Source organism: Arthrobacter sp. CMU6 (assembly GCF_059090205.1).
On record NZ_JBNHFL010000022.1, the window covers coordinates 1 to 21,222 of the forward strand.

The 21,222-nt window shown below is 63.9% G+C and carries 18 protein-coding genes; 7 read left to right on the forward strand and 11 right to left on the reverse strand.

Going from position 1 to position 21,222, the window contains the following annotated elements; all coding sequences use genetic code 11:
* Positions 1 to 392: hypothetical protein (locus AC5RWD_RS15650; RefSeq protein ID WP_494020889.1), on the forward strand; the 392-nt coding region annotated here is incomplete at its 5' end.
* Positions 393 to 879: 487 nt separating this feature from the next.
* Here the strand turns inward: AC5RWD_RS15650 and AC5RWD_RS15655 are convergent.
* The 9 genes from AC5RWD_RS15655 to AC5RWD_RS15695 form a co-directional block, all read right to left on the reverse strand.
* Complete coding sequence (locus tag AC5RWD_RS15655) at positions 880 to 2,256, reverse strand: hypothetical protein (protein WP_494020890.1); 1,377 nt, start codon at positions 2,254 to 2,256, stop codon at positions 880 to 882.
* A gap of 458 nt (positions 2,257 to 2,714) precedes the next feature.
* Positions 2,715 to 3,137: a DUF4913 domain-containing protein gene (locus tag AC5RWD_RS15660; protein WP_494020891.1), complete on the reverse strand. Its 423-nt coding sequence runs from the start codon at positions 3,135 to 3,137 to the stop codon at positions 2,715 to 2,717.
* Entirely contained in the window at positions 3,130 to 4,899 is a 1,770-nt protein-coding gene (locus tag AC5RWD_RS15665; RefSeq protein WP_494020892.1) for a type IV secretory system conjugative DNA transfer family protein, read from the reverse strand. Before AC5RWD_RS15665 ends, AC5RWD_RS15660 begins: the two co-directional genes overlap by 8 nt.
* The gene (locus AC5RWD_RS15670) at positions 4,899 to 6,536 is read right to left on the reverse strand and encodes a putative type IV secretion/conjugal transfer ATPase (RefSeq protein WP_494020893.1); all 1,638 of its coding nucleotides are present in this window, start codon (positions 6,534 to 6,536) and stop codon (positions 4,899 to 4,901) included. Before AC5RWD_RS15670 ends, AC5RWD_RS15665 begins: the two co-directional genes overlap by 1 nt.
* Positions 6,536 to 8,047 (reverse strand): SCO6880 family protein, encoded by a 1,512-nt coding sequence (locus AC5RWD_RS15675; protein ID WP_494020967.1) that lies wholly within the window; start codon positions 8,045 to 8,047, stop codon positions 6,536 to 6,538. The genes AC5RWD_RS15670 and AC5RWD_RS15675 overlap by 1 nt, the downstream gene beginning before the upstream one ends.
* Before the next feature lies 1 nt (position 8,048).
* A complete protein-coding gene (locus tag AC5RWD_RS15680; protein WP_494020894.1) occupies positions 8,049 to 9,335 on the reverse strand; it encodes a TrbL/VirB6 family protein in 1,287 nt (428 codons plus the stop codon).
* A 90-nt stretch (positions 9,336 to 9,425) separates the two neighbouring features.
* A complete protein-coding gene (locus AC5RWD_RS15685; RefSeq protein ID WP_494020895.1) occupies positions 9,426 to 10,151 on the reverse strand; it encodes a DUF8175 domain-containg protein in 726 nt (241 codons plus the stop codon).
* A gap of 12 nt (positions 10,152 to 10,163) precedes the next feature.
* Positions 10,164 to 10,451: a hypothetical protein gene (locus tag AC5RWD_RS15690; protein WP_494020896.1), complete on the reverse strand. Its 288-nt coding sequence runs from the start codon at positions 10,449 to 10,451 to the stop codon at positions 10,164 to 10,166.
* Positions 10,452 to 10,466: 15 nt separating this feature from the next.
* Positions 10,467 to 11,060 (reverse strand): DUF6668 family protein, encoded by a 594-nt coding sequence (locus AC5RWD_RS15695; RefSeq protein WP_494020897.1) that lies wholly within the window; start codon positions 11,058 to 11,060, stop codon positions 10,467 to 10,469.
* A gap of 188 nt (positions 11,061 to 11,248) precedes the next feature.
* On the opposite strand from AC5RWD_RS15695, the gene AC5RWD_RS15700 reads away from it, so the two are divergent.
* The 6 genes from AC5RWD_RS15700 to AC5RWD_RS15725 all read left to right on the forward strand — a co-directional run bounded on the left by AC5RWD_RS15700 (position 11,249) and on the right by AC5RWD_RS15725 (position 17,331).
* Complete coding sequence (locus AC5RWD_RS15700; protein ID WP_494020898.1) at positions 11,249 to 11,497, forward strand: helix-turn-helix domain-containing protein; 249 nt, start codon at positions 11,249 to 11,251, stop codon at positions 11,495 to 11,497.
* 48 nt (positions 11,498 to 11,545) lie between these two features.
* Entirely contained in the window at positions 11,546 to 12,625 is a 1,080-nt protein-coding gene (locus AC5RWD_RS15705; protein ID WP_494020899.1) for a CHAP domain-containing protein, read from the forward strand.
* A complete protein-coding gene (locus tag AC5RWD_RS15710) occupies positions 12,622 to 13,140 on the forward strand; it encodes a hypothetical protein (protein WP_494020900.1) in 519 nt (172 codons plus the stop codon). The genes AC5RWD_RS15705 and AC5RWD_RS15710 overlap by 4 nt, the downstream gene beginning before the upstream one ends.
* A gap of 6 nt (positions 13,141 to 13,146) precedes the next feature.
* On the forward strand, positions 13,147 to 14,592 hold the full coding sequence (locus AC5RWD_RS15715) for a chromosome partitioning protein ParA (protein WP_494020901.1): 1,446 nt from the start codon (positions 13,147 to 13,149) through the stop codon (positions 14,590 to 14,592).
* A 444-nt stretch (positions 14,593 to 15,036) separates the two neighbouring features.
* The gene (locus AC5RWD_RS15720; protein WP_214857211.1) at positions 15,037 to 15,264 is read left to right on the forward strand and encodes a hypothetical protein; all 228 of its coding nucleotides are present in this window, start codon (positions 15,037 to 15,039) and stop codon (positions 15,262 to 15,264) included.
* A gap of 240 nt (positions 15,265 to 15,504) precedes the next feature.
* Entirely contained in the window at positions 15,505 to 17,331 is a 1,827-nt protein-coding gene (locus AC5RWD_RS15725) for a MarR family transcriptional regulator (protein ID WP_494020902.1), read from the forward strand.
* 655 nt (positions 17,332 to 17,986) lie between these two features.
* Here AC5RWD_RS15725 and AC5RWD_RS15730 read toward each other — a convergent pair.
* Together AC5RWD_RS15730 and AC5RWD_RS15735 are read right to left on the reverse strand one after the other, a co-directional pair.
* On the reverse strand, positions 17,987 to 18,757 hold the full coding sequence (locus AC5RWD_RS15730; protein WP_494020903.1) for a ParA family protein: 771 nt from the start codon (positions 18,755 to 18,757) through the stop codon (positions 17,987 to 17,989).
* Positions 18,758 to 19,826: 1,069 nt separating this feature from the next.
* Positions 19,827 to 19,973 carry a hypothetical protein gene (locus tag AC5RWD_RS15735; protein WP_494020904.1) on the reverse strand — a complete coding sequence of 49 codons (147 nt, stop codon included), beginning with the start codon at positions 19,971 to 19,973 and terminating at the stop codon, positions 19,827 to 19,829.
* Positions 19,974 to 21,222: the final 1,249 nt, after the last annotated feature.

Below are 21,222 nucleotides of genomic sequence, written 5' to 3' on the forward strand. Positions count from 1 at the left end.
CAGTTTGGGGAATTCCATTTGTTCTGGTGGGCCTCTACTTTATTTTCGGCCGTTTCATCGCCAAAAAACGGCGAAAGCTGGCAACAGTGTACGGACTCACAGACAGTCGGGCGATCGTTTGCACAGGCAACAGGTCAGTTGCTGATACTCCCGTCAGGGCCATGCCAACCAAGGTGGACAGGTCCAAGGACGGCCAACACGTGAGTGTGACTTTCGGTTACCAGGGCGGCGCCATGGGCATGTTCGGCATGTATCAGAACACAGGGATGGACTTCTTCAGCCTTGGCATGGGACAGAACGTAGCCTTTTTTGACGTCCCAGACGCCCACGATCTGCTGACCGCTTTAGACCAGGTCCAAGCCGGACGAGGTGCAACTGATCCATCCAGCTAGAGCATACGGCGGGACCCGTCGCCCTGGCAGAGGCTCCCCATACCCGCTGTATCCCAAACTCTTTGCCTCGAAACTCTAGGGTTTCGAGACGACCTGGAACCGTGCACCTTCGGAGCGAGCGACTGAGCTAAAGGTGAAGGAAGTTCTTCCGGAGCGGCCGCAAGGTCAGTGGCAAAGACCGCAAATACCTGCCGGGTATGGGTACCAGGCAGTGACCCTCCTGACGGACTCAGGCAAGGTCGAGCTGGCCTGGAGCCCGGAATCAATGGATAGGCTCGCCGGGGTCGTGCAGGCGGGTCCCGGGCGCCGGCGGCTTCCTGAAGATACCCAGGAGACCGGGTCCTCGCGTAGTGCCTGATCTTCTGCCACATTCGTGGGACCTCCTGTTTCCTGACGCCCACCCACCGACGTCTTGGCTTTCTAATCCGGTGTTTGGAGAGGGACGGTCCGCTGGCAAGTCGAACCTCGCGGGTTTGGGGGCTCGCGATTAGGGCTGAACGCGTTTCTGGGCGGAGTTCCGCCACACGCCCATGTACCCTTCTTTACTTCCCCGGACTTGGACATTAATTGCTTGGCCCCTGTCAACGGTTCCGGGCCGGTAGGTGGCTGCGGTGGCGCCCCTGATTGGCTGGTTGTTCCGGTACCACTGGTAGCGAAGTTGTGTTCCGGGGGTCCACACCCCGGCATGGGCTGTTAGGATCTGTCCCGCTTTCGGGATCCCCGTTATAGAGGGTGTAGGGGCGGTCAGGATGCCGTAGTTGATGAGGTGCTGGGCGCCGGTCCTGGTGACCGCGGTGTAAAAGGTCTGCGTGCCTGTGACCCTCACCTGCAGGACCGCGTTATGGTCCTTGGCCGGCACGGTGTAGGTGGAGCGTGTGGCGCCCGGGATGGCCTGGCCGTTACGAAGCCACTGGTAGGTGAATCTTGTCCCTGCGGTCCACCCGGGGGTAGACGCGCGCAGGGTCACTCCGACGCGCGCGCTTCCTGAGACGAGCGGTTCGGCGGAGCTCAGTTTCACGAGCGGGATCTTAACCGCGGAGGTCTTGGCTTCGTTGGAGATGTAGCCGGGGCTGCCCGTTCGAACCACTGCCTGGATGGTAGCTCCGGCGTCAGCGACCTTGAGGGTGTACGCGGCTGTGGTCGCCCCGGGCACAGTCTGCCCGTTACGCAGCCAGGCGTAGGTTACTGCCTGTCCGGCAGGCCAGGGATTGTTAGCGGTCAGCCGGTAGCCGGGTTGGAGCCGTGGCTGCAGTTCTGCCACCGTGTTCACGAGGGTGTCGCCCTGGATGTAGCCGCTGCGCCGGTCCCCCGGGAGGGGTGCCGGAGCGACGGTGATTACTTGGGAGGCTCCCCTTGCACGGACGCCGGCTTCGATGAACTGGAATCTCTGCCCCACATCTGTCGGTTTCGGATACCAGGAATCCGGTGCAGCTTCCGGCGTTGACGGGAAGCTTCCGTCGGACCTCAGCCGGTACCAGCCGGACTTCGTGCTCGGATCCGGGGCGGTCCGGGCAACCCGGACGGGGGCGTAACTGTAGGGCCTTGCTTCCCCAACGGTCACGTCGTTGAATCCGCCGGCGCCTTCGACGGTGCGGACCAGCTGTGAGGACCGCTCCTGAACCGTGCCGTCCGGCCACGTCCCGGTGACGACGATCCGCGAGACGCTGCCTGCCGTGGGGATGTATTCTCGCCGGTCAGCTACCTGGGTCCCGTCTTCCAGGAGCCAGCGGTAGCTCAGGACTGCTCCCGTACCCCAGACCGGGAAGCGGACCTCGGCTGGAACGCCTGCCTTGAGCGCCCAGGACGGCCTGCTGGTCCCCCTCGCATCGAATGCTGACCTGCATCCGCAACTCGTCGCCGGCAATGACGGTTGCCGGCAAAGCCAAGGATTCGAGGGCTCCAACGGCTGACGATGATTCTGCTCCGCAGGGGTACGCCGAGACCGCAATGGCAGGAGATGCCACCAACGTCCCTGAAAGGACCACGGTCGCGGCCAGACCCGCAGAAATGACTGCACGTACTGCACGGCCCACGAAACCCCCATATGCGTAATGATTAGCCAGAGTATATAGGCAGTCCTCGTGCTGGATCAGCTGCGGAACGGGGCGCAGTTCGGTCATCTGCTCGCCGTTCACGCCGTACCGTCCGGACTGTGGCTCCCGATGCCCACAGCCGGGGACAATCCTGACGGGTTATCCACCGCTACTGCTGCTGAGGGAGCTTCCCGATGGCTCCCTATTTTCAGTCCGTGGATAACCCGGATTGACCCCAACTGTGGACAGCGCGCGTGGTCACCTTGAGCGTTGGCTGACAACACCCGGTTTAGAACAGCCCTGTGGGTGGTTCCTCGCAGGGTAGTGGGGTGAGTTTGGAGCGGTGGCCGTCGTCCGGGGTGCAGCCTTTGAACGGCCCATCGGTTGAGAGCAGGACGGACATGTGGTGGTCTGCGTGGTCGCGCCACCACACGCTCATCCCTGTGGTTCCGTCCAGGCGCAGGAATTCCCAGGCGCGCCAGAGGGCTTCGAGGCGGCTGATGGCTTCGGCGTGTTTCCACCACTGGGGGCACCAGGTGACGCCGCCTTGGACGTTGAGTTGCCGGCGGTAGGTGGTGGCCAGCTTGCCGCTGACGAATTCGGCGACGTTTGGGTAGAACAGCTCAGGGGCGTCCGAATCCTCCTCGGCTGACTCCGCGGGGGCTGCGGTGTCCTCCAGTTCGTCGTCCCACTCCCCCAGGCCCTCACTCATGAGAGGCACCCGCGGTGATCCACCGGCTTCCGGCCGCTGCCGCGGGTTTGTTGGCCGGGTCGTGTGCGGTGAGGGAGGCGCGGACTGCTTCAGCGTGCGGGCCGTTCATCCAGGGCACCGTTTCCAGCAGTGCGGCGGGGGCGCCGGAGGCGAACATGATGGCCCTGCCGCGGGGAAATGCGGCCAGGTCGGAGACGTCGAGGGTGCGTTCTTTGCGGTCGTTGTCGTGGCTGTAGGAGGTGCCCTGTTTGGAGCGGCTTCTGGTCATGTTGGAGTACCGGTATTCACCCACGAGCTGCGCGAGCTCGTTTAGGAATTCGGCTTCGGCGACACCGCCGCCGTAGACCTTGATGTTGGACGCGCTCCAGAGCTTGCGCATCCCGTCCCGTCCCCACACTTCAACGCCCTGGGACCAGGACTGGAGGATGGTCATCAGGACGATACCGCGGGAGCCGTAGTGGCTGTAGAGGTTCGGTAGCTCACGCCACCGGCAGACGTTGGCTGCTTCATCCAAAACACCGACCATGGGTGTGGCCAGCCGGCCGCCGGGTGAATGTACGGCGAGTTCCTCGGCAGCCTCGACCGTGGCCACGGTCAGCGCCGTCACCAACGGGCCGGCGGTGCCCTTGCCTTCCTTGGAAAGGCTGTACAGCGTGCCTTTGGAGCGTACGAATGCTGCCGGGTCGAACTGGGGCCGCTGGTCGTTGTCGCCCTGGGGTGTGACCCATCGGGCGACCTGGCGGTTGGTGAGGCAGGAGGCCATCTGCAGTGCCGTGCCGTACACGCCGCCGCGTTGCTTCTCGGGTGCGTTGATGACGCCGCCGACGGCGTTGGCGGTCTGCAGGTAGCCGTGGGCTTTGAGTATGTCTACTGCTTCATCGTCGGCGGGTCGGGTCAGCCAGGTGTGGACCTGGGTGATCGGCTGGCCGTCGAGGGCGGCGGCGAGCAGGAGGCCGGCGAGGAGATCCTGGCCGGCGGGATCGAAGTAGGCGTCCGTTTTGGCGTCCGGGCCGCGGGATCCGGCGGCGAAGTGGTCGGCAAGCCGTGCCGCTTTCACTTCGTCTGTGACATAGGACAGGGGGTTCCACCACCAAGAAGGTTCCTCGAGGGCGACAGACTGCGGATCGAACACCCACACCGGACCTTCGGCCGCGCGGACGTCGCGGGTCCCGTCGACGATGTCCCGCTTGTTGGAGGTCACCAGGGCGGATCCTGGGGCGGCGAGGATTGCGGGGATGGCACGAGAGGTGGTCTTGCCCGTGCGGGGTCCCCAGATGTCGATGTGCATGTCTTCCCAGGAGCCGTAGACCATTTGCCCGCCCAGAACGGTCTTGCCGACCGGGACGCCGGGTGAGCCTTTGACTCCGAGACGTTCGGCGGTGGCTGTGGCCCCGTGCAGGCTCAGGGCGCGCAGGTCGCGGGCTTTGGCCATGTGCTGAGCGGCGGCGTCCACCCGGGAACGTTTGGAGCGTCGGCGCAGCCCCGCACGCATCACCAGAACGGCCACGACGATGATGAGGACGCCGAAGCCGATCAGGACCCATGTGGCGGCGGCGGGCCAGGTGACCTTGTGTGATAACAGGCCGAAGACCAGTTCAAACGGGTTGGCGGGCAGCTTCTGCCCGTCATGGGACAGCATTGACCCGAGGTGCACGGCGCCGGTCACCGAGCCGACACCGAGCACCACGACGGTGATGCACACCCAGAGCAGGAGCGTTTCGGTGTCGAGCTGTGAGCGTTTGCCGCTGCTTGGTGCACCCATCAGTTCCCCCCTTCGCCGTTCCGGCTGATCGTCCAGCGCTTGTTTGTGTCGTGCAGTTTCTTCTCAACGCTGGTCAATTTGAGTGCGACGGGGATTCCGGGGCGGCCGCCGACTTTGAACAGGAACTTGCCCAAGCCCGGGCGTACGCGTTTGCGGGATCCACCGACGTCGGTCCATGACCCCGGGTCAGCCCACGAGATGAGCCGGGATTGCTCGGCCCGGGAGAGGGTGACGGCTTTGTTGAGCTTTTCCATTTCGGCCCCGGGGAGCGCGCCGCAGACGACCATGCCGGAGCGTTCGACGAACCCGCGCGCTTTCATCCGTTCGGCTTCTGTTGGCAGGGCTTCGAGGTCGCTCATGGTGTGCGTGATCATGGCCTGCCCGACGCCTTCGGTCCGGTTCAGCCGGGTGAGTGAGTCAACCCGGTCGACCATCCCTTCACCGGAGCGCAGGGCCCGCCAGAGCTCGTCCATGACGACGAAGTAGTTCCGCCGCGGTTCCAGGCCGGCGTCGGCCAGGGTGTGGGCGACCTGGACGGTGGCGAACCCGGTTGACCAGCAGGCCAGCAGGCAGGCCGCCTGGATGTCGCGCTGGGTGTCGGAGATCCCTGACAGGTCAAAGACCACGGGTTTGGTCAGGTCCATTGGCTGGTCGGTGGGCTTGGAGAACATGTCCGAGAACCGGCCCGAACCGTCGAGGGAGTACAGCGACTGGCGCAGCTGGTCGGTCGCGTCGAGGTAGCGGCTCATGTCGCCACGGTCCAGGGCAATGGCCCGCAGCTCGTCGGGGGCGTCTTTGATGACCTCGATCAGATCCCCGATCAGGGGCACGCGGTCCAGGCGCTCGTCCAGGATGTGCAGGGCCCGGTCAATCAGGGATTCCTCGTGGGCGCTGGGCTTGGCGTTCCGCACGATGGTGATCAGCGCCGTGATCATGTTCAGGCGCCGGTTGTGCGAGTCGGCCATCAGCTGTTCTGCCAGCTTCTCCGCCTTCACCGCTGCAGCAAGCAGCGGTGCGGCCGCGGCCTGGCCGCCATCTGGCTCGTTGAGGGCCCGGTTCGCTTTGGCCCGGTGTTCCTCGGCCGAGGCGAGCAGCCTGACGGCGGCGCCGGTGGCTTCACCGGGGTCCAGGACGTTCAAGTGGCCGCGCCCGGGACCCAAGCTGATGACCTGCCCGCCGAGGGCTTCGATGAGGTCAACGTAGTCGGGCTTCAGGTCACCGAGGATCAACGGGTTGATGCTCCGACCTGCCAGGCCCAGGACGATGTGCCGGACCAGGGTGGACTTGCCGTAGTGCGGCAGGCCGAGGACGAACATGGAGGGGTTGTTGATCATGCCGTGCATGAACCAGCTGATGGGATCGGCCCCGAAGGGCGCTCCGGTGTCGGTGTGAACGCCGATCGGCACTCCCAGGATCGGGGTGCCGGACCCGCCCACGAACGGCCAGAGACCGCAGACCTGGACCGAGGTTCCGCGCCATTCGTCGGCGGCCGTGACGTAGACGGCTTCGCCCTGTCCGCGGCCGCGCCAGCCCCGCAGGCCCGGGCGGCGCCCGACCGCGGCCGCGAGCTTCGTGGCAGGGGCCTGCTTGGTGGCAGGGGCTTGGGTGCGCTGGTGTCTGGTTTTCCTGCCGAACATCACATGGCCTCGCGGATTTCTTCGGGAACCTTCAGGTGCTTGGGCAGGACCAGTCCCAGCGGCAGGGACGCGGCAAAGGCAGAATCCTGTGAGCCGTAGGCGCGCCGCAACAGCAGGCGTGCCGACGGGCCGAGGTTGCCCTCCACCACGGCCACGGCGTCATCGAGGTCACGGGAGGACAGCACCGTGGCGGTGACCACCATGCCGAAGTTGACCAGCCCGGCCCCTTTGGCTTCCTCCGCTGCGGTGGCCTGCGCTGCGCGGGCGTCGACCAGGGCGCGGGCTGTGGGCCGGTTGGTCGAGGATGCCCGGGTGAGTGCATTTGTCTGGTCCGACTCCACTATGGCGGCCGCGCGGCCGGCTTCGATCGGCCGGTACAGCAAGGTGACGCGTTTGCGTGCAATCTCCCCATGAGGTGCCACCAACCGGGCCAAAGCTGATGCCAGGATGTGGCCGCGGGGTGCGCCCGTCATCGTCCAGGACACCGAGTGGCCGGAATCGTGGCGGTAGCCGTCCCAGTCGGCTTGATGGGCGGACGGTCCGACGTGGCTCCAGTCCAGGTCAACGGGGGTGCCCTGGTAATGGGCTTCGTCGATGAGGCGGGCCGCTGCAGGGTCGTACGCGACCCGAACGACCTCACACAGTTCCTGGGCGTTCAACGGCGCGCAGGCACCGGCGCCGGTGGATTCCAGGCGCTCGGTGAGGCTGGGAAGCCGTGACGCGAGATCCTTTGCGATCTCGTCGGCGGTGCGTCGCTTGCCGCCGGCCCGGGCAGCGGCGCTGAACGTCAGCGCGACCCACGCCCGGATCGTGGCCGATCCCTGCGGGTAGGTTTCCAGGGCCTCCCGGAGCATGGCCTTGGCAATGTCCGGGGCGGCGTCGTGGATGTTCGATTCAACTTCCCGGCGCAGCCGTGCCCCGGAATCCGGAGCGGTTTCGACCGTGACGGATGCGGCCACGACGGCAGGTTCATTCGACAGCGAAGCCAGCCAGCCGCCCCAGTTAGCCACCCAAGCATCAATCTGCTCGGGATCAACCAGCGACGCCCCGTCAGGCTGCGTCCCGAAGACAACGGTGTAGTGCGCGGTGGAAGGAAGGTGGATCAACGCGAACTCGCGCCCATAGGAGTCCGTGAACTCGTACAGCTTGGAACCGGCAGCGATCCCTGGCAGCTGGAACTCGCCCCAGGGCGTCAGTCCCAACGGACCGGAACGGTAGATGTTGGCGCGTCTGCGCCGCGCCAAGCCGAACGCCAACCGGCCGAAGACCCGCTCCCCCACAGACTTGTTGTGCTTGTCGGTCACCGAGACGACGGCCAGCGCCAACCCAAGGACGAGCAGAGCAACCAGCCCGGGGAACCAGCCGCCGACGAAGAAGCAAATCACCGTGATGATGAGGCCAACAAACAGCCCTGCTGTGGCCAGCCCACCAAGAGTACCGATGCCGGCCTTCCGCGGACGTCGCCAGTTGCCGTAGGTCGGTTCCCTGTAGGTGTTCTCGATCGCTGCCATTTCAGGCACCCCCCGTTGATTCTTCGGTCATGGTCTTCACGGCACCGGCGGCAGCCTGGCCGGCCTCAATGCCCTTCTGGGCCGCGGCCACGCCAAGTGCAGCAGGGCCCGCCGCGGCTGCCCCGCCTGCTGCTGCCCCGCCGGAGGCGGCGCCGGTGCCTCCGGCTGCCGTAGCACCACTGCCCCCGGCCGCCGTAGCTCCGCTGCCGGCGGTTTCTGTTGCGGCAGCCTCTGCGCCGGCTCCAGACGGGGTGCCCGAGGAAGTGCCCTCTCCCCCACTTTCGCCCGCTGTCCCCGACGAACCGGCCGTTCCAGAGTCCCCGGCCCCGGATGGACCCGCGGAGCCCCCTGATTCGTTTGAGCTGCTGGCCGGTGCGGCAGCAACCGAACCGCCACTGCCCCCGCCGCGGCCGGCGCTGCCCATGCTGATGGCACCGGAAGCGAGTGCGCCGACCGTTCCCGCAGCCAAAGCTCCACCGCCGCCGGCGACGGCACCCACCATTGGGGTGACGAACCGCATGAGGGCTGGCATGGCGAACAGAGCAATGATCATCAGGGCCAGGCCTGTGACCGTTGTCTGGAGCGCGGAGCCGAAGTCCTTGCCGTCACCAACGTTCCCGAAGATCTTGCTGCCGCTAAGTTGGAAGGCCGTGGCGTAGACGATGGCGGCCGCGGGCTTGTAGAGAATGAAGGCGATCAGCCAGGCGGTGCACTTCTGGAACCAGCCCTTGCCGGCCTCGGTGTTCGTGAAAGCTGCAGCCGTAGGGAAGATTCCCGTCAGGATGACGAGCAGGCCACCGCGGACGATCATGAGGACGATCTGCATCACAGAGGCGAGAATCGCGATCAGCCCCAGGAGGATGATCATGATCGAACCGATCGGGCTGGTGGCCGAAAGTGCCAACAGGGAGGTGATGTTGTCGTTGAACGACGTTCCATCGGTGGAGTTGTTGATGATCCAGGCAGAGAATTTATCGGCCGCGACCGTCAGAAGGCCTACTGCTGCTACGCCCGCGCCGGACACGACGATCAGGGTCGCGAGCGAACGCGCCAGATCACGCAGGGGTGCACCCCTGCGTTCGATCACCATCTTTGCCGCCCCCACGAGGACAGACATCACCGCCAGGGACGCTGTCCAAAAGTAGAGACTGTTCTGCAGGAACAACACCGGATCACTCCCGGTGGATCCTCCTGGAGCGGCGGTTAGGTCGGGAGTTCCAACGTTCACCCAGAACGTCCCGAGCGTCTTCACTGTCTGTCCTACGGCTTCGGCAATCGCTTTGGCCATGTTTTTGATTGAGTCGTTCGCGGCGTCCTCGATTGCCGCACCTGCCTGGCAAAAGGGATTTATGACATTCAGGCCTGAGCAGTCAGCCATTTAGACGCCAGACCATTCGATGTAGCCGCCAAGGTCTGTAATCTGCCGTGCACCAGTGTCCCCTGTAGCGGGGACTACGAACTTCCAGTCGCCGCCGTACCACTGGAGCGGAACCGGAATGGAGACGAAGGTTCCGTTGGCTCCTTTGAAGGCAAGATCAATGACGGCTCGGTCAGCCTCATACGAGCGGAAGGTGAATCCGGCCAATTGTGCGGTGACAGTGTTGGGGGCAGCTGTAGGGGATGATTTCAGCACAGCATCCCGCTCTGGGCCTGGTACCGCCAGCTGCCCGTAAACGAGGTTCGCTTTTCCAGATGCTGACAATGCGGTCATGTTTGCCGCGGCGTACAGCGCCCCGGTTGGTGAGTGTGCGAAGCAGGAGCGGAGGCCGTTGGCTTCGGTCTTACCGGGACCGAACTGAGTAGGGGATGTTGGCGCGGCAATCTTGCCAACCAATTCCCACTTGGTGTCAGCCGGAGCGGTGGCTGGTTTGGCCTGGTCGCCGGAGGGCAGGCCGCACACGCTGGCGTCCGCCGCCGCGCTGGGTTGTGTGCTGGCGGTGGCAGATCCGGAAATGCTCGGCTCGGATGCCGGGTTTCCTCCCCCTTTGGGGAGCAGGGCCAGGATGATCCCAAGCGCGACGATGATCGCCACGACAACGGCCGAGATGATGAACTTAGGTTTGGTCAGCGGGCTCTGGTCTTCGTTCACTGTCGGTTCAGTCATGGGCTCGACTCCTTAGACCAGGGCGCCTACGACACCGCCTGCGGAGGCTGCGAGGATGCAGCCGCCCAGGACCCATGCCAGGCGGCCGGCGTGCTCGCCGCCTTCGCCGCGTCGGTTATTGATCATCATCGTTCCGGCCGTGATCAGGATGCCGGCCACGGCCAAGCCGAAGACGATCCAGGCGATCCATTTGAGGAGTGTCAGCAAGCCTTCGGATCCGGGAGGTGCTTCACCTGTGCCCGGGTTCGGTATCTCGGTGATGGCAAAGCTTGACCATTCCATGGCCTTGGAGAACAACATAGGGGTTTCTTCTTTCTACTTGGCCGGGAGTGCGGCGGTGGCGGTTACTGCGAGGTGTACCTGCTCAAGGATGGTGCGGGCTTCTTTGGGCAGTTCTTCGGGGGCAACGTCGTGGCCGTAGCGCCATCCGTCCACCCACGGAAAGTTCCAAACGTGGGGAACTCCCCCGCCGACGACGCGGGAGAAGTCGCGGATTTCTTTGGGGAGCCGTCCGGGAGCGTCGGCCATGACCACCAGGCCAGCGACCTGGATCCCGGGAAGCGACCTTGAAGCCCATTCAGTTGCCGCCAACCGTGCCGCGCGCAGGCCGGGGATATTGGAACGGGCAACCAGGACGACGACGGACCCGGCTGCCGTTAAAGGCCAGTGATGATCGGCTGCCCTGCTGTTCTTGTCCAGACGTGCAAGCGACGTTTCGCCCGCGCCGCCGTGCACGCCAAGCCACCAGAAACCCGGTTCCTTCCCCGCTGCGTTCCTTCGGGGCAGCCGGTCCGCAAGGTCTGGCTGCGGAACACTGAGCTGCGGCCTCGTCGCCCCCGTAGGGATGAAAGACGGCTCTTCCGGGATGGCTGGAACAGGTTCGTCGATAGTTTCTGCGCCGAGCGTCACCCAGCGATTCTTTGAGACCGGCATTTCACATCCCCTAGTAATGTCCGCAAAGATCGTATCGGTACCATCCGACACGAAAGGCCATAAGTGACTCCCAATAACAGCTTTAGTACCTTTCAATCACTTCCAGTACATCACAGTACACATTTGTGGTCTATGCTGGCTCTAAGCGGTGGGACGGACTGAGCGTGGACCCCAAGTACCTGGAAGCACTCTTCGCCAAGTACCCGGAGCGTCTTACGCCTCAGGACCTCGAAGAGATCTTCGGGTTGTCCCGAAACACCGTGTACCGCTGGCTACAAACCGGAGTGATTCCTGCTTACCAAGTCGAGAAGACATGGTTGATCGCCAGAGATCAAGTCAAGGACTGGGTCTGGGAGAACCGGAACACCCTGAGGAAGGGCCAGACACCGGAAGTGACCGAGGACCAGCCCTAGGGCGAAGCAACCAGACAGATGTGAGTCGGACAGATGTGAGGGGGACACATGCAATCACCAAGGAGCTGGCCCGTGCTGGTCGCCGGTGCCGTCCTTGCGCCCGTCGGTTTGGTGCTGTCCATCATCCTGTTCGGCGGGGGCTCTCAGGCCGCGGCCGACGTCTGCTCGCCGACCGGTTCCAGCGTCAGCGTCGACGCAAGCCAGCTGCCCAAGGTCGCTGTCGCCGGCTACGAGGGCGAGCAGCTGAAAAACGCGGCCGTGGTCATCAACGCAGGCAAAGCCCTTGGCCTGTCTGCCCGGGGCCAGACGGTCGGTGTCATGACGGCCATGGGCGAGTCCGGGCTGCGTGTCCTGGACCACGGCGACGGACCGGGACCTGATTCCCGGGGACTGTTCCAGCAGCGCGGCAACGGCGCCTGGGGCACCTATCAGGACCGCATGAACCCCACGGCCTCCGCCAGCAACTTCTTCAAGGCCCTCCAGAAGATCAACGGCTGGGAACAGCTCGAACCCACCACGGCCGCACACAGGGTCCAGCGCAACGCTGACCCGTTCCACTACCAGTCCTACTGGGCGGCCGCCGTCGAGGTCGTCGCCGCCCTGGGCGACGTGAAGATCGACGCCGGCGGCGAAAGCTCCTGCGGCATCCCCGGCCAATCCGGCACAGGCGATGACCTGCCGTGGAGCACAGCCAAGATCTACGAGCCATCCCCGCTGGGCATGTTCAACCGCGAATGCGTCGACTTCGCCCTCTGGCGCATCAACCAGCAGCTGGGCAGCACCACCGCCCCCTACAAGATCCTTAACGGCACCTTCCGGCCCGACGGTGCCCTCCTCGGCTCTGCCCTGACCTGGAAGGACGGCTGGGACGCCAAAGGCTGGCCCACCGGCACAACGCCACGGGTAGGAGCGGTCGTCTGGTACTCCCCCGGCGCCGGAGGCGCAGACGGCACCTACGGCCACGTCGCCGTCGTCAAAGCCGTCAACGGTGACGGCAGCTTCCTCGAAGAGGGATACAACGGCAACCCCGCCCCCAATGACCACACCTACTACACCCGCACAGTACAGAACGGCACTCCCAGCGCATTTCTCTACCTGCCCGGCAGCGACTCACCGGAGGAACCATGAAACGCACCCTGACAGCCCTCACGGCCCTGCTCGTCTGTACCGCCTGCGCGCCGGCAGCCAGCTCAACACCTGCGGCGGAACCAGCACCCAGCACTTCCACCACCGCACCGGCCACTCTCAGCGCAGGCAACAAGCCCCAAGCACCCGGCGGCACAGCGCCCGCCACTTTGGGTATTGCCTGGGACGAGGCGAGCAAAACTGCGGCGCTGGAAACCGCGACCAGGGCCATGACGCTGTATGCCCGCCCCACGGTTACGGACAAAGTCTGGATCCAGGAGCTCGGGCAGCTCCTGACCGCCCAAGCAACCGCCGATTACCAATACGTTGACCCTGCCAACATCCCGGCCACCAAGATCACCGGACCAGGCCGGCTCAGGATCGATGAGAACAACGGTTTCGGCTGCCATGTCGTGTTTCCCACCGACGCCGGCGACTACGACGTGCAGCTGCTCCGCAGCGCAGCCGACAACCCCTGGCAGGTCAACCGTTTCACACCCCCGAACGGCACAAAGTAAGGACAGATGATGGAAACCCAAGCACTCGACTTCCCTAAGATCAACGCCGTTCTCCGCACCAACGGAACCGGCGAAGTCACCATCAACGGGACCTCCCACGCGATCGAGGCCGCCGACGAAGCCGCCGTCCTTACTGACGCCCTGCGCCTCATCACCGCAACCGCTGCTCAGCTCGGCCGACCCGTCCGCGTCAGCACCACCGATCCGGACGGGCAGGGCCTCATCATCGTCTCCCCCGAGGGCGTCGTCAGCGAGGCCGCACCGATCAAGCCCACCTCCCGGCGGGAGCAGGACACCTTGCCCGTTAAGGCCGCCCCTTCACCCGAATCGGCCAAGTCAGCGACTGTGCCTGCTCCGGCCCCCGCTGCCCCTCCGGTCGAGGAAACGCCAGCACAACCTGCCGGCGCTGCGCCGGTGACCTTCGGTGCAGCTGTCACGGACGCGGCCCCCCAGGGACCTGCACCGGGCTCCACATCGGCCGCTGAGGAGCCTGCCGCCCGGCGCAGCCTCAAAGACACCTCGTTCCTCATCAGCACGCCCGTGCTCCAGCCCGCAACGCGCGGCTGGCGCGGCGTACTCAGCCGCCTGGGCTTCCGCATGAACCCCTCGGCCGAAGAGCTGGCCGAACGCGAAGACATCCGCACCGTCAGCCAACACTGGCCCGGCCCCCGCACCGTCGCCGTCGTCAACCGCAAGGGCGGAGCGAACAAGACCCCCACCGTCGTCATGCTCAGCGCGATCCTGGCCCGCTACAGCGGCGCAGCGACCGTCGCCTGGGACAACAACGAATCGCAGGGCACCCTTGGGTGGCGCACCGAAAAAGGCGGCCATGACAACAGCGTCCTGGATCTCATCGACTCATCCCAGGCGCTGCTCTCCCCCAGCGCCCAGGCAGCCGAGATCGCCCGATTCGTCCACCACCAAACTGCCGACAAGTTCGACGTCCTGCGCTCGGACGAGAACGACGAAGGCGACCACGAAGTGACCGCTGAGGAGGTGGACATCGCCCACCAGGTGCTCACCCGCTACTACCGTCTCATCGTCATGGACTCAGGCAATACCGCCCGCGCGGCCAACTGGCGGCGAATGATCCACCACACCAACCAGCTCGTCGTCCCCGTGACAGCCATCGAAGACCGAGCGGAGGCCGCGCGCCTGACCCTGCAAACGCTCGAATCCCGCGGCGGCCACGATGCCGAACTGGCCCGCAACGCCGTCGTCATCGTCTCCGAATCCACCGACGCCAAGCGAAGCATGAGCGGCGACGCACTCAAACGCGCCAGGGACGAAGCCCGAAGGATCGCAGACGGCTTCGCACCCCATGTACGAGCCGTAGTTCGGATCCCCTACGACCCCGCCCTCGTCAACGGACCCATCCGGTATGCAGCACTCCAACCGGCAACACAGCGCGCATGGCTCGCCGCCGCAGCAGCCGTAGCAAAGGGCTTCTGAAGATGACAACGCCACTGCGCGTCCCTGCACCGACCGACGGGCTGCCAGACCGGATCGCGAGGAAACAGCGTCTTCTCTCCCCCGCCGGTCCGCCGCTAGATTCAACTCCTGAACAAGGACGAGGACCTTGTGGCGGTGGATACCGCCTCGGTCGGCATGATCCCTGGAGGCCGGACTTCGCGAGCACTTGCCGCCAGGTGCAAACGAAAGCCCATGAAATCGCGTGTCCCTCCAGCTCACGCGGATGTTGTTTCTGTTTCAACACGCCGAAAGGTGTTTCTGTTTCAATGCCGGATCGCTGACGAGGCCGGTGGTAGTTTCAGTTTCAGAGAAGGGTGGAGTGCCTAGCATTTACCGACTCAGGGCCAACAGGCAATTGGCTCGACCAATCTATTGAAGTAGCGGTGGCTGGCCAGGGTCACCGGAGTTCAAAGGACAGGGATGATGGCTCCAGTTACACGTACAGGCAGGCGCTCAAAGGGCGACCGCAAATTCGTCGGATTCCGCATCGCAACGCCCAAAGCCGACGCAATGGACCAAATTGCCAAGGCAGAGGGCTACCAGTATGTCAGCGACTGGCTGTCCGATTTGGTCGACGAACGCCTGGCTAACACCAAACTGCACGCAATATCTCAGCAGGAGGAGTTGCCTCTTGGCCGACTGGCCTCATAAATAACGACGGCCCGCACAAGGCGGGCCGTCGTGAGCTTGGGACTTACATTCTGGATTTGCTTGGCGGCTGACAGATTGTAAGTCGGGCGGTGGACCTTCACAGGTCGACCATTGGTTTTTGTATGAAACCGGTCTTGGCGGGCCGGCCCTTTGTTATCCCTGCAACAGGATCTCCCCGAAAGGATTGTCCTCATCGTACATCAGCACGCGCGCGTGCTGCCAGCCATACATGATGCTGGCGTGTCGCGCGAATCAAGCGACCCCGCACGTCTGTGGTCGGCGCTGGCACCTCTTCTGGCAGGGCAGCCCCGTGTGCGTCTCTCCCGTGACGCCGGAAAAACCTACCCGCAGAAGTTCGAACGGGACCTCACCGACGCCCTCCCCACGCTTCCTGCGGCGGTACGCATCTTCGGCAAAGACGGGACCTGCGCCGCCATCTTCCTGGACTTCGACTCCTCAGTCGCCGGTGCGGACTGGGTAGAAGCTGATGTCCGGGCCCTGCAGACCTGGCTGCATTCCTGCGGCGCCCGCTGGATCGAGGACTACTCCCCCAGCGGCGGCCGGCACGTCTACATTCCGCTCGAACAGCGTGTTACCTTCACGGAAGCGCGTGACCTCGTCGAGGCCCTGGGCACCCGCCACCGGAGCCTGGACAAGACCCCGCACCAAAACCTCCTGCATGGCTGCATGCGCACCCCCGGCTCACCGCACAAACGCGGCGGCCACCAGCAGCTCGCCATGAGCCTGAACATGGCTTACGACGTCGTCCGCCGCCCCAACAGCCCGCGAATCTGGGCAAACCTCACGGCAGACTTGGCGGCTGAGATTGCCGCCGTGCGGGCTCTGCGTCTCGAGCAGTCGTTCATTCCGGCCACTGCTGAAACACCCAAGGCACCGCGGCTTGCCGGCAGGATGTCGCGGCCCATGCAGCAGCTGGCACTCACAGGTCTCTACGACGTCAACCGCTACGCCACGGACTCCGACGCCCGCCAGGCAGTCATCGTGAATGCTGCGGCTGCCGGGATGGAGCTAGTGGATGTCGAGCGCCGCATATTGCAGGGCATCTGGCCGGGCCTGGCGTCCTTCTACGCACGCTACCCTTCCCGCCACAGAATGCCGGCCCTCAAGCGCGACTGGGCTAACGCACTCTCCCACCTGCGAAAAAACCAAGGAAAAGAAGCCAAAAAGAACAGCGTCCATATATCCCCCACAAGCCAGCCCCCTACACAGGCGGGGGCCCTAATAGCTCTAAAAGAATCGATCGACTCCTCGAATCCCGATGCTGAACACCGGTACATCAGGACATGGCGAAATGCGCTGCGTTTGAAAGAGCCGGGATACACCGATTCCAGAACAGGTCTGGCACGAAGAATGGTGCTGCGGGCTTTGGGGGAGGCTGCACATATGACTGCCTCCCGCTTCATCGAGTTCGGCGACCGGTCCTTGGCTGTGGCTACCGGGTTGGACCACACGACCGTGGGTTCGCACCTGAGGGCGTTGCGTTCCGAGAACAATCCGTTGGTGACCCTCGTTGAGCAGGGCCGGGGGACTAAAGGCGATTTGTACATGCTGACCATCCCGGAGGATTTGAAGACGGCAGCAGAAGACCTGACCTGGAGGAAAGGGAAGATTTATGCGCTGCGGCCGGTTTTCAGGGAACTGGGGCTGCCGGCTGCGTTCGTCTACGAGGCCTTGGAGCAGTCCCCCACTCCCTTGCGCACCATGGAGCTCGTGCGCCTAACCAAGCTGTCTCGCACCGCTGTCACCGAAGCACTTGAAATCCTGGCTGCCTGGAAAATGATCAGCCGGAGCACAGCCAGAGTCTGGTCCGTGGTGGCGTCCACGTCATTGAAGGAACTGGCCGAATACTTCGGTGTCCTGGAGGCGGTTGCCGCGCAGATGCAGCGCTACCGGATCGAGCGGATCGTCTGGCGGGAATGGCTTTCCAAGAATGTCACCACCGTCACGGAGCTCCTCTCCCCCGGCGAGGATTATCCATGGGAGATGTTCGAAGGGCCGCCGGATGAATGGTCGTTGGCAGACATGGCGTTCGGTCAGACCGGGTGACCCTTCCCGGGCAAAAAGCAGGGCCATGCTTTCATGCATGAATGCAGGAAAGCATGGCCCGGGACGGCGTAGGCGTTTTAGCTCCAGCGCATCCTGATCCCCTGTTCTATCGCGTCCCGCAGTGTGACCCCCTCGTTCTCCTGGGCGTCGTAGAGCAGATCCAGGATGTCCTGCGACACCCGGGTGCTCAACGGAAAAGTGACCTCCCGGCGCGAGGACTTCTTGTTGGTCGCCTTGGAAGACTTGCTTGCGCGAGTGGACTGTTTGGCCGGTGCAGGGCCTGTCGGTGCTGAGGCGCGAACCGGCACCGGCGTTTCCTGGACTGGAGCGGCTTGGGCAGCAGCTGTGGGCTCTGTAGCTGCAGGAGGCGGGGTAGGTTCCTCCTGGACTGGAGCCACTTCGGCAGGAGCTGCAGGCTCAGTGACCGCTGCGGCAGCCGGTGCATCCTCGACCGAGGCAGCGGCTGCCGCTGGAACTGGTTCAGGCTCCACTCCCTCACCGGTTGCCGGGTCGTTTTTCAACCGAACAGGCGCGGCCATCGGCGCCGGCACAGGATTGGACGGGGTGTAGTCAACCGGATCCACGGTCTCATCCGGCGCCGGGCGGGGCCTGCGCCGTAGCTGTGCCGGACGATCTTTGATAATGCTTGCCTCGGTCATCGGACGATCTCTTTCATTAGCTCGGTGTAGGCCTCTACGACGGGCAGGCCCTTGCGGTACTCCCCGTACCACTCCTGGGTCATTCGCATTTCCTGGACAATCGTCCGGTGCGGAACCAGTGGCGTGAGCAGCATTCCGGTTTCGCGCAGCTCCTCGATGCTGGCGACCGCGATCCGGGACATGACGGTGGAGGCTACAGCGCCGACGATGATGCCGGCTTCGTGGAGGTTGTCGGGGGCCCCGATCCTCTTGCGCGACATGCGGAACTGGTCCACGCTGCGGCGGGCGCCGGCGACGCCGTCCACCCCGTCGACAGTGGCACCGGCGGCGTACACGATGGTGTCAGCGGCGTTCAGAGCAGAGAGGGTTAGCGGGCCGCCCTGGCGGTTAGGGCAGTCGATGACGACGACGTCGGAGTCAATGCCCACTAGGGATGTCCGAAGGCGCAGCTCCGCGTGGTCGGCGCGGTCGGCTTCGCGGTTAGAGACGCTTCGTGCGGACGGAACGACACGTAGGTTGGGGAACCAGGAGGACTCCACGGCCAGGTCTTCGGCCCATCCCTCGGGGTCTGGATCTCCCAGGATGGCGCCCACGTGCAGGCCCTCCTCTTTCGGTTCTACACCTATCCATTTGCTGGCAGCTGCACGCGGGTCGAGATCAACGAGAACGACTTTACGTCCCGAAGCGGCTGTTACAGCGGCAAGTGATACAGCCGATGTCGTCTTGGTGGCGCCACCTGACTCGCTGTAAACCATGATTGTTTGCATGGCTCCAAGCTTTCCGGGTCCACGTGTGCGTTACAAGGAGCCACGCCGACCACTCCCCGATGTGATCAAACTGGCATGACGCCTTTCTTTCATTCATGCATGAAAGAAAGGACGCATGCAGGCTGGCTACTGTCTCCCTCATCGGCCGCATAGCGGCAGCCCGACACCCCGGACTCACAACCACTCCCCCGCCGATCGGATACTCCTGTGGGCCTTGTTTGAAGGGATGAACGCCGGTGGGTATGCATTCATGCATGAAAGTAAGCCAGCCTGTAGGGATGCAGGCTAGGTCCCCGCAGCCGCGGGGCCCGGCTAAGGTCGAGAGCGCTGACGCCGCCGGATCGTGACCATGTGCACGGCAATGGGCGATGGTTTTGATTAATTGCATTCATGCATGCTTGCAGGCGGGCTGGCTTTCTGGCACGAAGGATAGCCGGCGGGCTGGCAGGTATGAATGGTGGAAGGCATTGTTTCCGGCGGTCTGAACGTATCAGCGGCGATGGAGGCCCCTCGCGCCGGAACGGCGTTGACTCGGTGCTCTCATGCATGAATGAAAGCTGGCAAGGATGGATGCAGGCTTATTTGACCTCCGCTCTGGATTGGACCGTTCTATTAGGGACGAGAATGCGGTCAGGCTTGCATGCATGCATGAATGCTTGCAAGGTTGCATGGAAGATGGCATGTCGTCCCGATGGGAGCCTAGTTGTTTCCCGCCAGCATGCGAGCTGGAATGCATGCATGAAAGCTGGCTGGTAAGCATGCAGGCTGCATATTGCTGGCCCCGGGGCCTTTCCTCTTCTTGTTCTTGCGTTCAATCATGCATGAATGACCGCTGGCGGGCTTTTTACGGCATGTATACGCTCAAGCCTCTCCTTGACGGCGAAAGTCCCCACCTGGACGTGGCCGAAATGAGTTAATTCACGCTGGCACTGATGCCAGGCGTCGTGCATATTTATCCCTGCATGAGTGCCTGCAATCGGGCTTTCTGTCCTGCACGCCTGCAAGCATTCATGCATGTTCCGCTAGAAGGGGGGAAGTTGTTGTCTGAGCCGCCCGCCACCGGCTCTTCTCACATGCCTTCCATCCAGAAGCATTTTTGCGTGCTTGATTGCACCGCTTCACGGTGGATGGCAGCGGGATTGGAAATGGCATCAGCCGCTTGCGCCTTCCTGCCTGGCGTGACGGCATGCATCCTTTCATGCATGACTGAAAGCATTGCCCGCAGCGTGCGCGCTCGACCGACTCCCGATACATGCGTTCGTGCAATCCACCATGCATTCATGCATGAAAGGTTGGGTGTTTGTTCGTTTCCCCGGAGTTCCTGGAGGCCGCCACGTCTGACTGCGTGAGTGATGGCTGGCTTTCTTTCATGCATGAATGCAGGGTGGCCAGCGTCATGTCTCTTTGATTACTCCATTGCCTTTGGCTCCTTCTTGCAGGATGGAATGCCAATTTGCAACCAAGCAAACTTTCATGCATGAAGGCAGGCAGGCAGGCGGGCCGTCGTGGTGGCAAGCTGGCCAATCGTGGCTGGCTTGCAGTCTGGCAACACCCCGTCGGCTTAACCCCGCCGGCCACCGGGTTTTTGGTTGGGGGGTGTGAAGCGGAGGGTGAAGTCTTGCGCACTCCGCGAGTAGCGGAGGCCGCCCTACATGGCCTTATCAGACATCACGTGTGGGCCTCGAAATCCCTGCCTTATATTTCCAAGGTTGGGGATGCACTGAGTATCAAGGTCAGATACCGGACCCCATTGGAGTGCGTGGCGGGGGACCGGGCCTGCAGGACAGGATCTTCGGCGGTCTTCTAATCCACCACCGCAGCAGTCACCATCCGCGCGCCGCCGTCGGCGGTGGCTGGGCTATCACCGACGAGGCGACCTGCCCGAACTGCTAGCGCTCCCTCCGCGGAGGAAATGATTTCATCCCGAGACGCGCGGCCGCCCTGGGAGCCGCCGTATTTCCCGTAACTACCGCAGACCCCGGGATCTGCTTTCAAGGCCTCCTGCGGGCGCACAGCGCCGCGGACAGCGTTCCTACCAGGCAAGCTCGTCGAACGTCTCGCCGATGATCGTGGTGGCGTTCGTTTCGCCTTCAGCCCGGAGTCGGGTGAAGCTCTTCTCGTGGTAGTCGTTTTCTCCCGGGTGACCCCTTCGGCGGTGCCCCAGTCTTTCTGGGCGATGGCGCCATTGTGGGTCTGCATCTCCACAGCCCGGGCGGTGAAGTACCCGGCCAGACGGCGGGCGCGGTTGGAGTCCAGGGGAGCGGCGGTACGCTTCTTGATCGCAGACGCTGACGGGGCTCTCGTGCTCGACGCCGATCGGCAGGCCCAGCTTGGGCAGCTCTCTGCGTGCGTTCCCGACCATTTCCGGGTCCGCGTCGGCGACCAGCAGCGCAGCCGGCCACCTCGGCCTCCCCGAAGGCGATGCCGTGGTAGTACCTGTCGCCTGTGCGGCCGGCGGAGTCCAG

Coding starts and splice junctions, on each gene's coding strand:
- AC5RWD_RS15660 (WP_494020891.1), bottom strand. CDS start 3,137: ATGAGTGAGGGCCTGGGGGAGTGGGACGACGAACTGGAGGACACCGCA.
- AC5RWD_RS15730 (WP_494020903.1), bottom strand. CDS start 18,757: ATGCAAACAATCATGGTTTACAGCGAGTCAGGTGGCGCCACCAAGACG.
- AC5RWD_RS15680 (WP_494020894.1), bottom strand. CDS start 9,335: ATGGCCAAAGCGATTGCCGAAGCCGTAGGACAGACAGTGAAGACGCTC.
- AC5RWD_RS15720 (WP_214857211.1), top strand. CDS start 15,037: ATGGCTCCAGTTACACGTACAGGCAGGCGCTCAAAGGGCGACCGCAAA.
- AC5RWD_RS15735 (WP_494020904.1), bottom strand. CDS start 19,973: ATGCTTTCAGTCATGCATGAAAGGATGCATGCCGTCACGCCAGGCAGG.
- AC5RWD_RS15670 (WP_494020893.1), bottom strand. CDS start 6,536: ATGTTCGGCAGGAAAACCAGACACCAGCGCACCCAAGCCCCTGCCACC.
- AC5RWD_RS15675 (WP_494020967.1), bottom strand. CDS start 8,047: ATGGCAGCGATCGAGAACACCTACAGGGAACCGACCTACGGCAACTGG.
- AC5RWD_RS15705 (WP_494020899.1), top strand. CDS start 11,546: ATGCAATCACCAAGGAGCTGGCCCGTGCTGGTCGCCGGTGCCGTCCTT.
- AC5RWD_RS15715 (WP_494020901.1), top strand. CDS start 13,147: ATGATGGAAACCCAAGCACTCGACTTCCCTAAGATCAACGCCGTTCTC.
- AC5RWD_RS15665 (WP_494020892.1), bottom strand. CDS start 4,899: ATGGGTGCACCAAGCAGCGGCAAACGCTCACAGCTCGACACCGAAACG.
- AC5RWD_RS15685 (WP_494020895.1), bottom strand. CDS start 10,151: ATGACTGAACCGACAGTGAACGAAGACCAGAGCCCGCTGACCAAACCT.
- AC5RWD_RS15690 (WP_494020896.1), bottom strand. CDS start 10,451: ATGTTGTTCTCCAAGGCCATGGAATGGTCAAGCTTTGCCATCACCGAG.
- AC5RWD_RS15710 (WP_494020900.1), top strand. CDS start 12,622: ATGAAACGCACCCTGACAGCCCTCACGGCCCTGCTCGTCTGTACCGCC.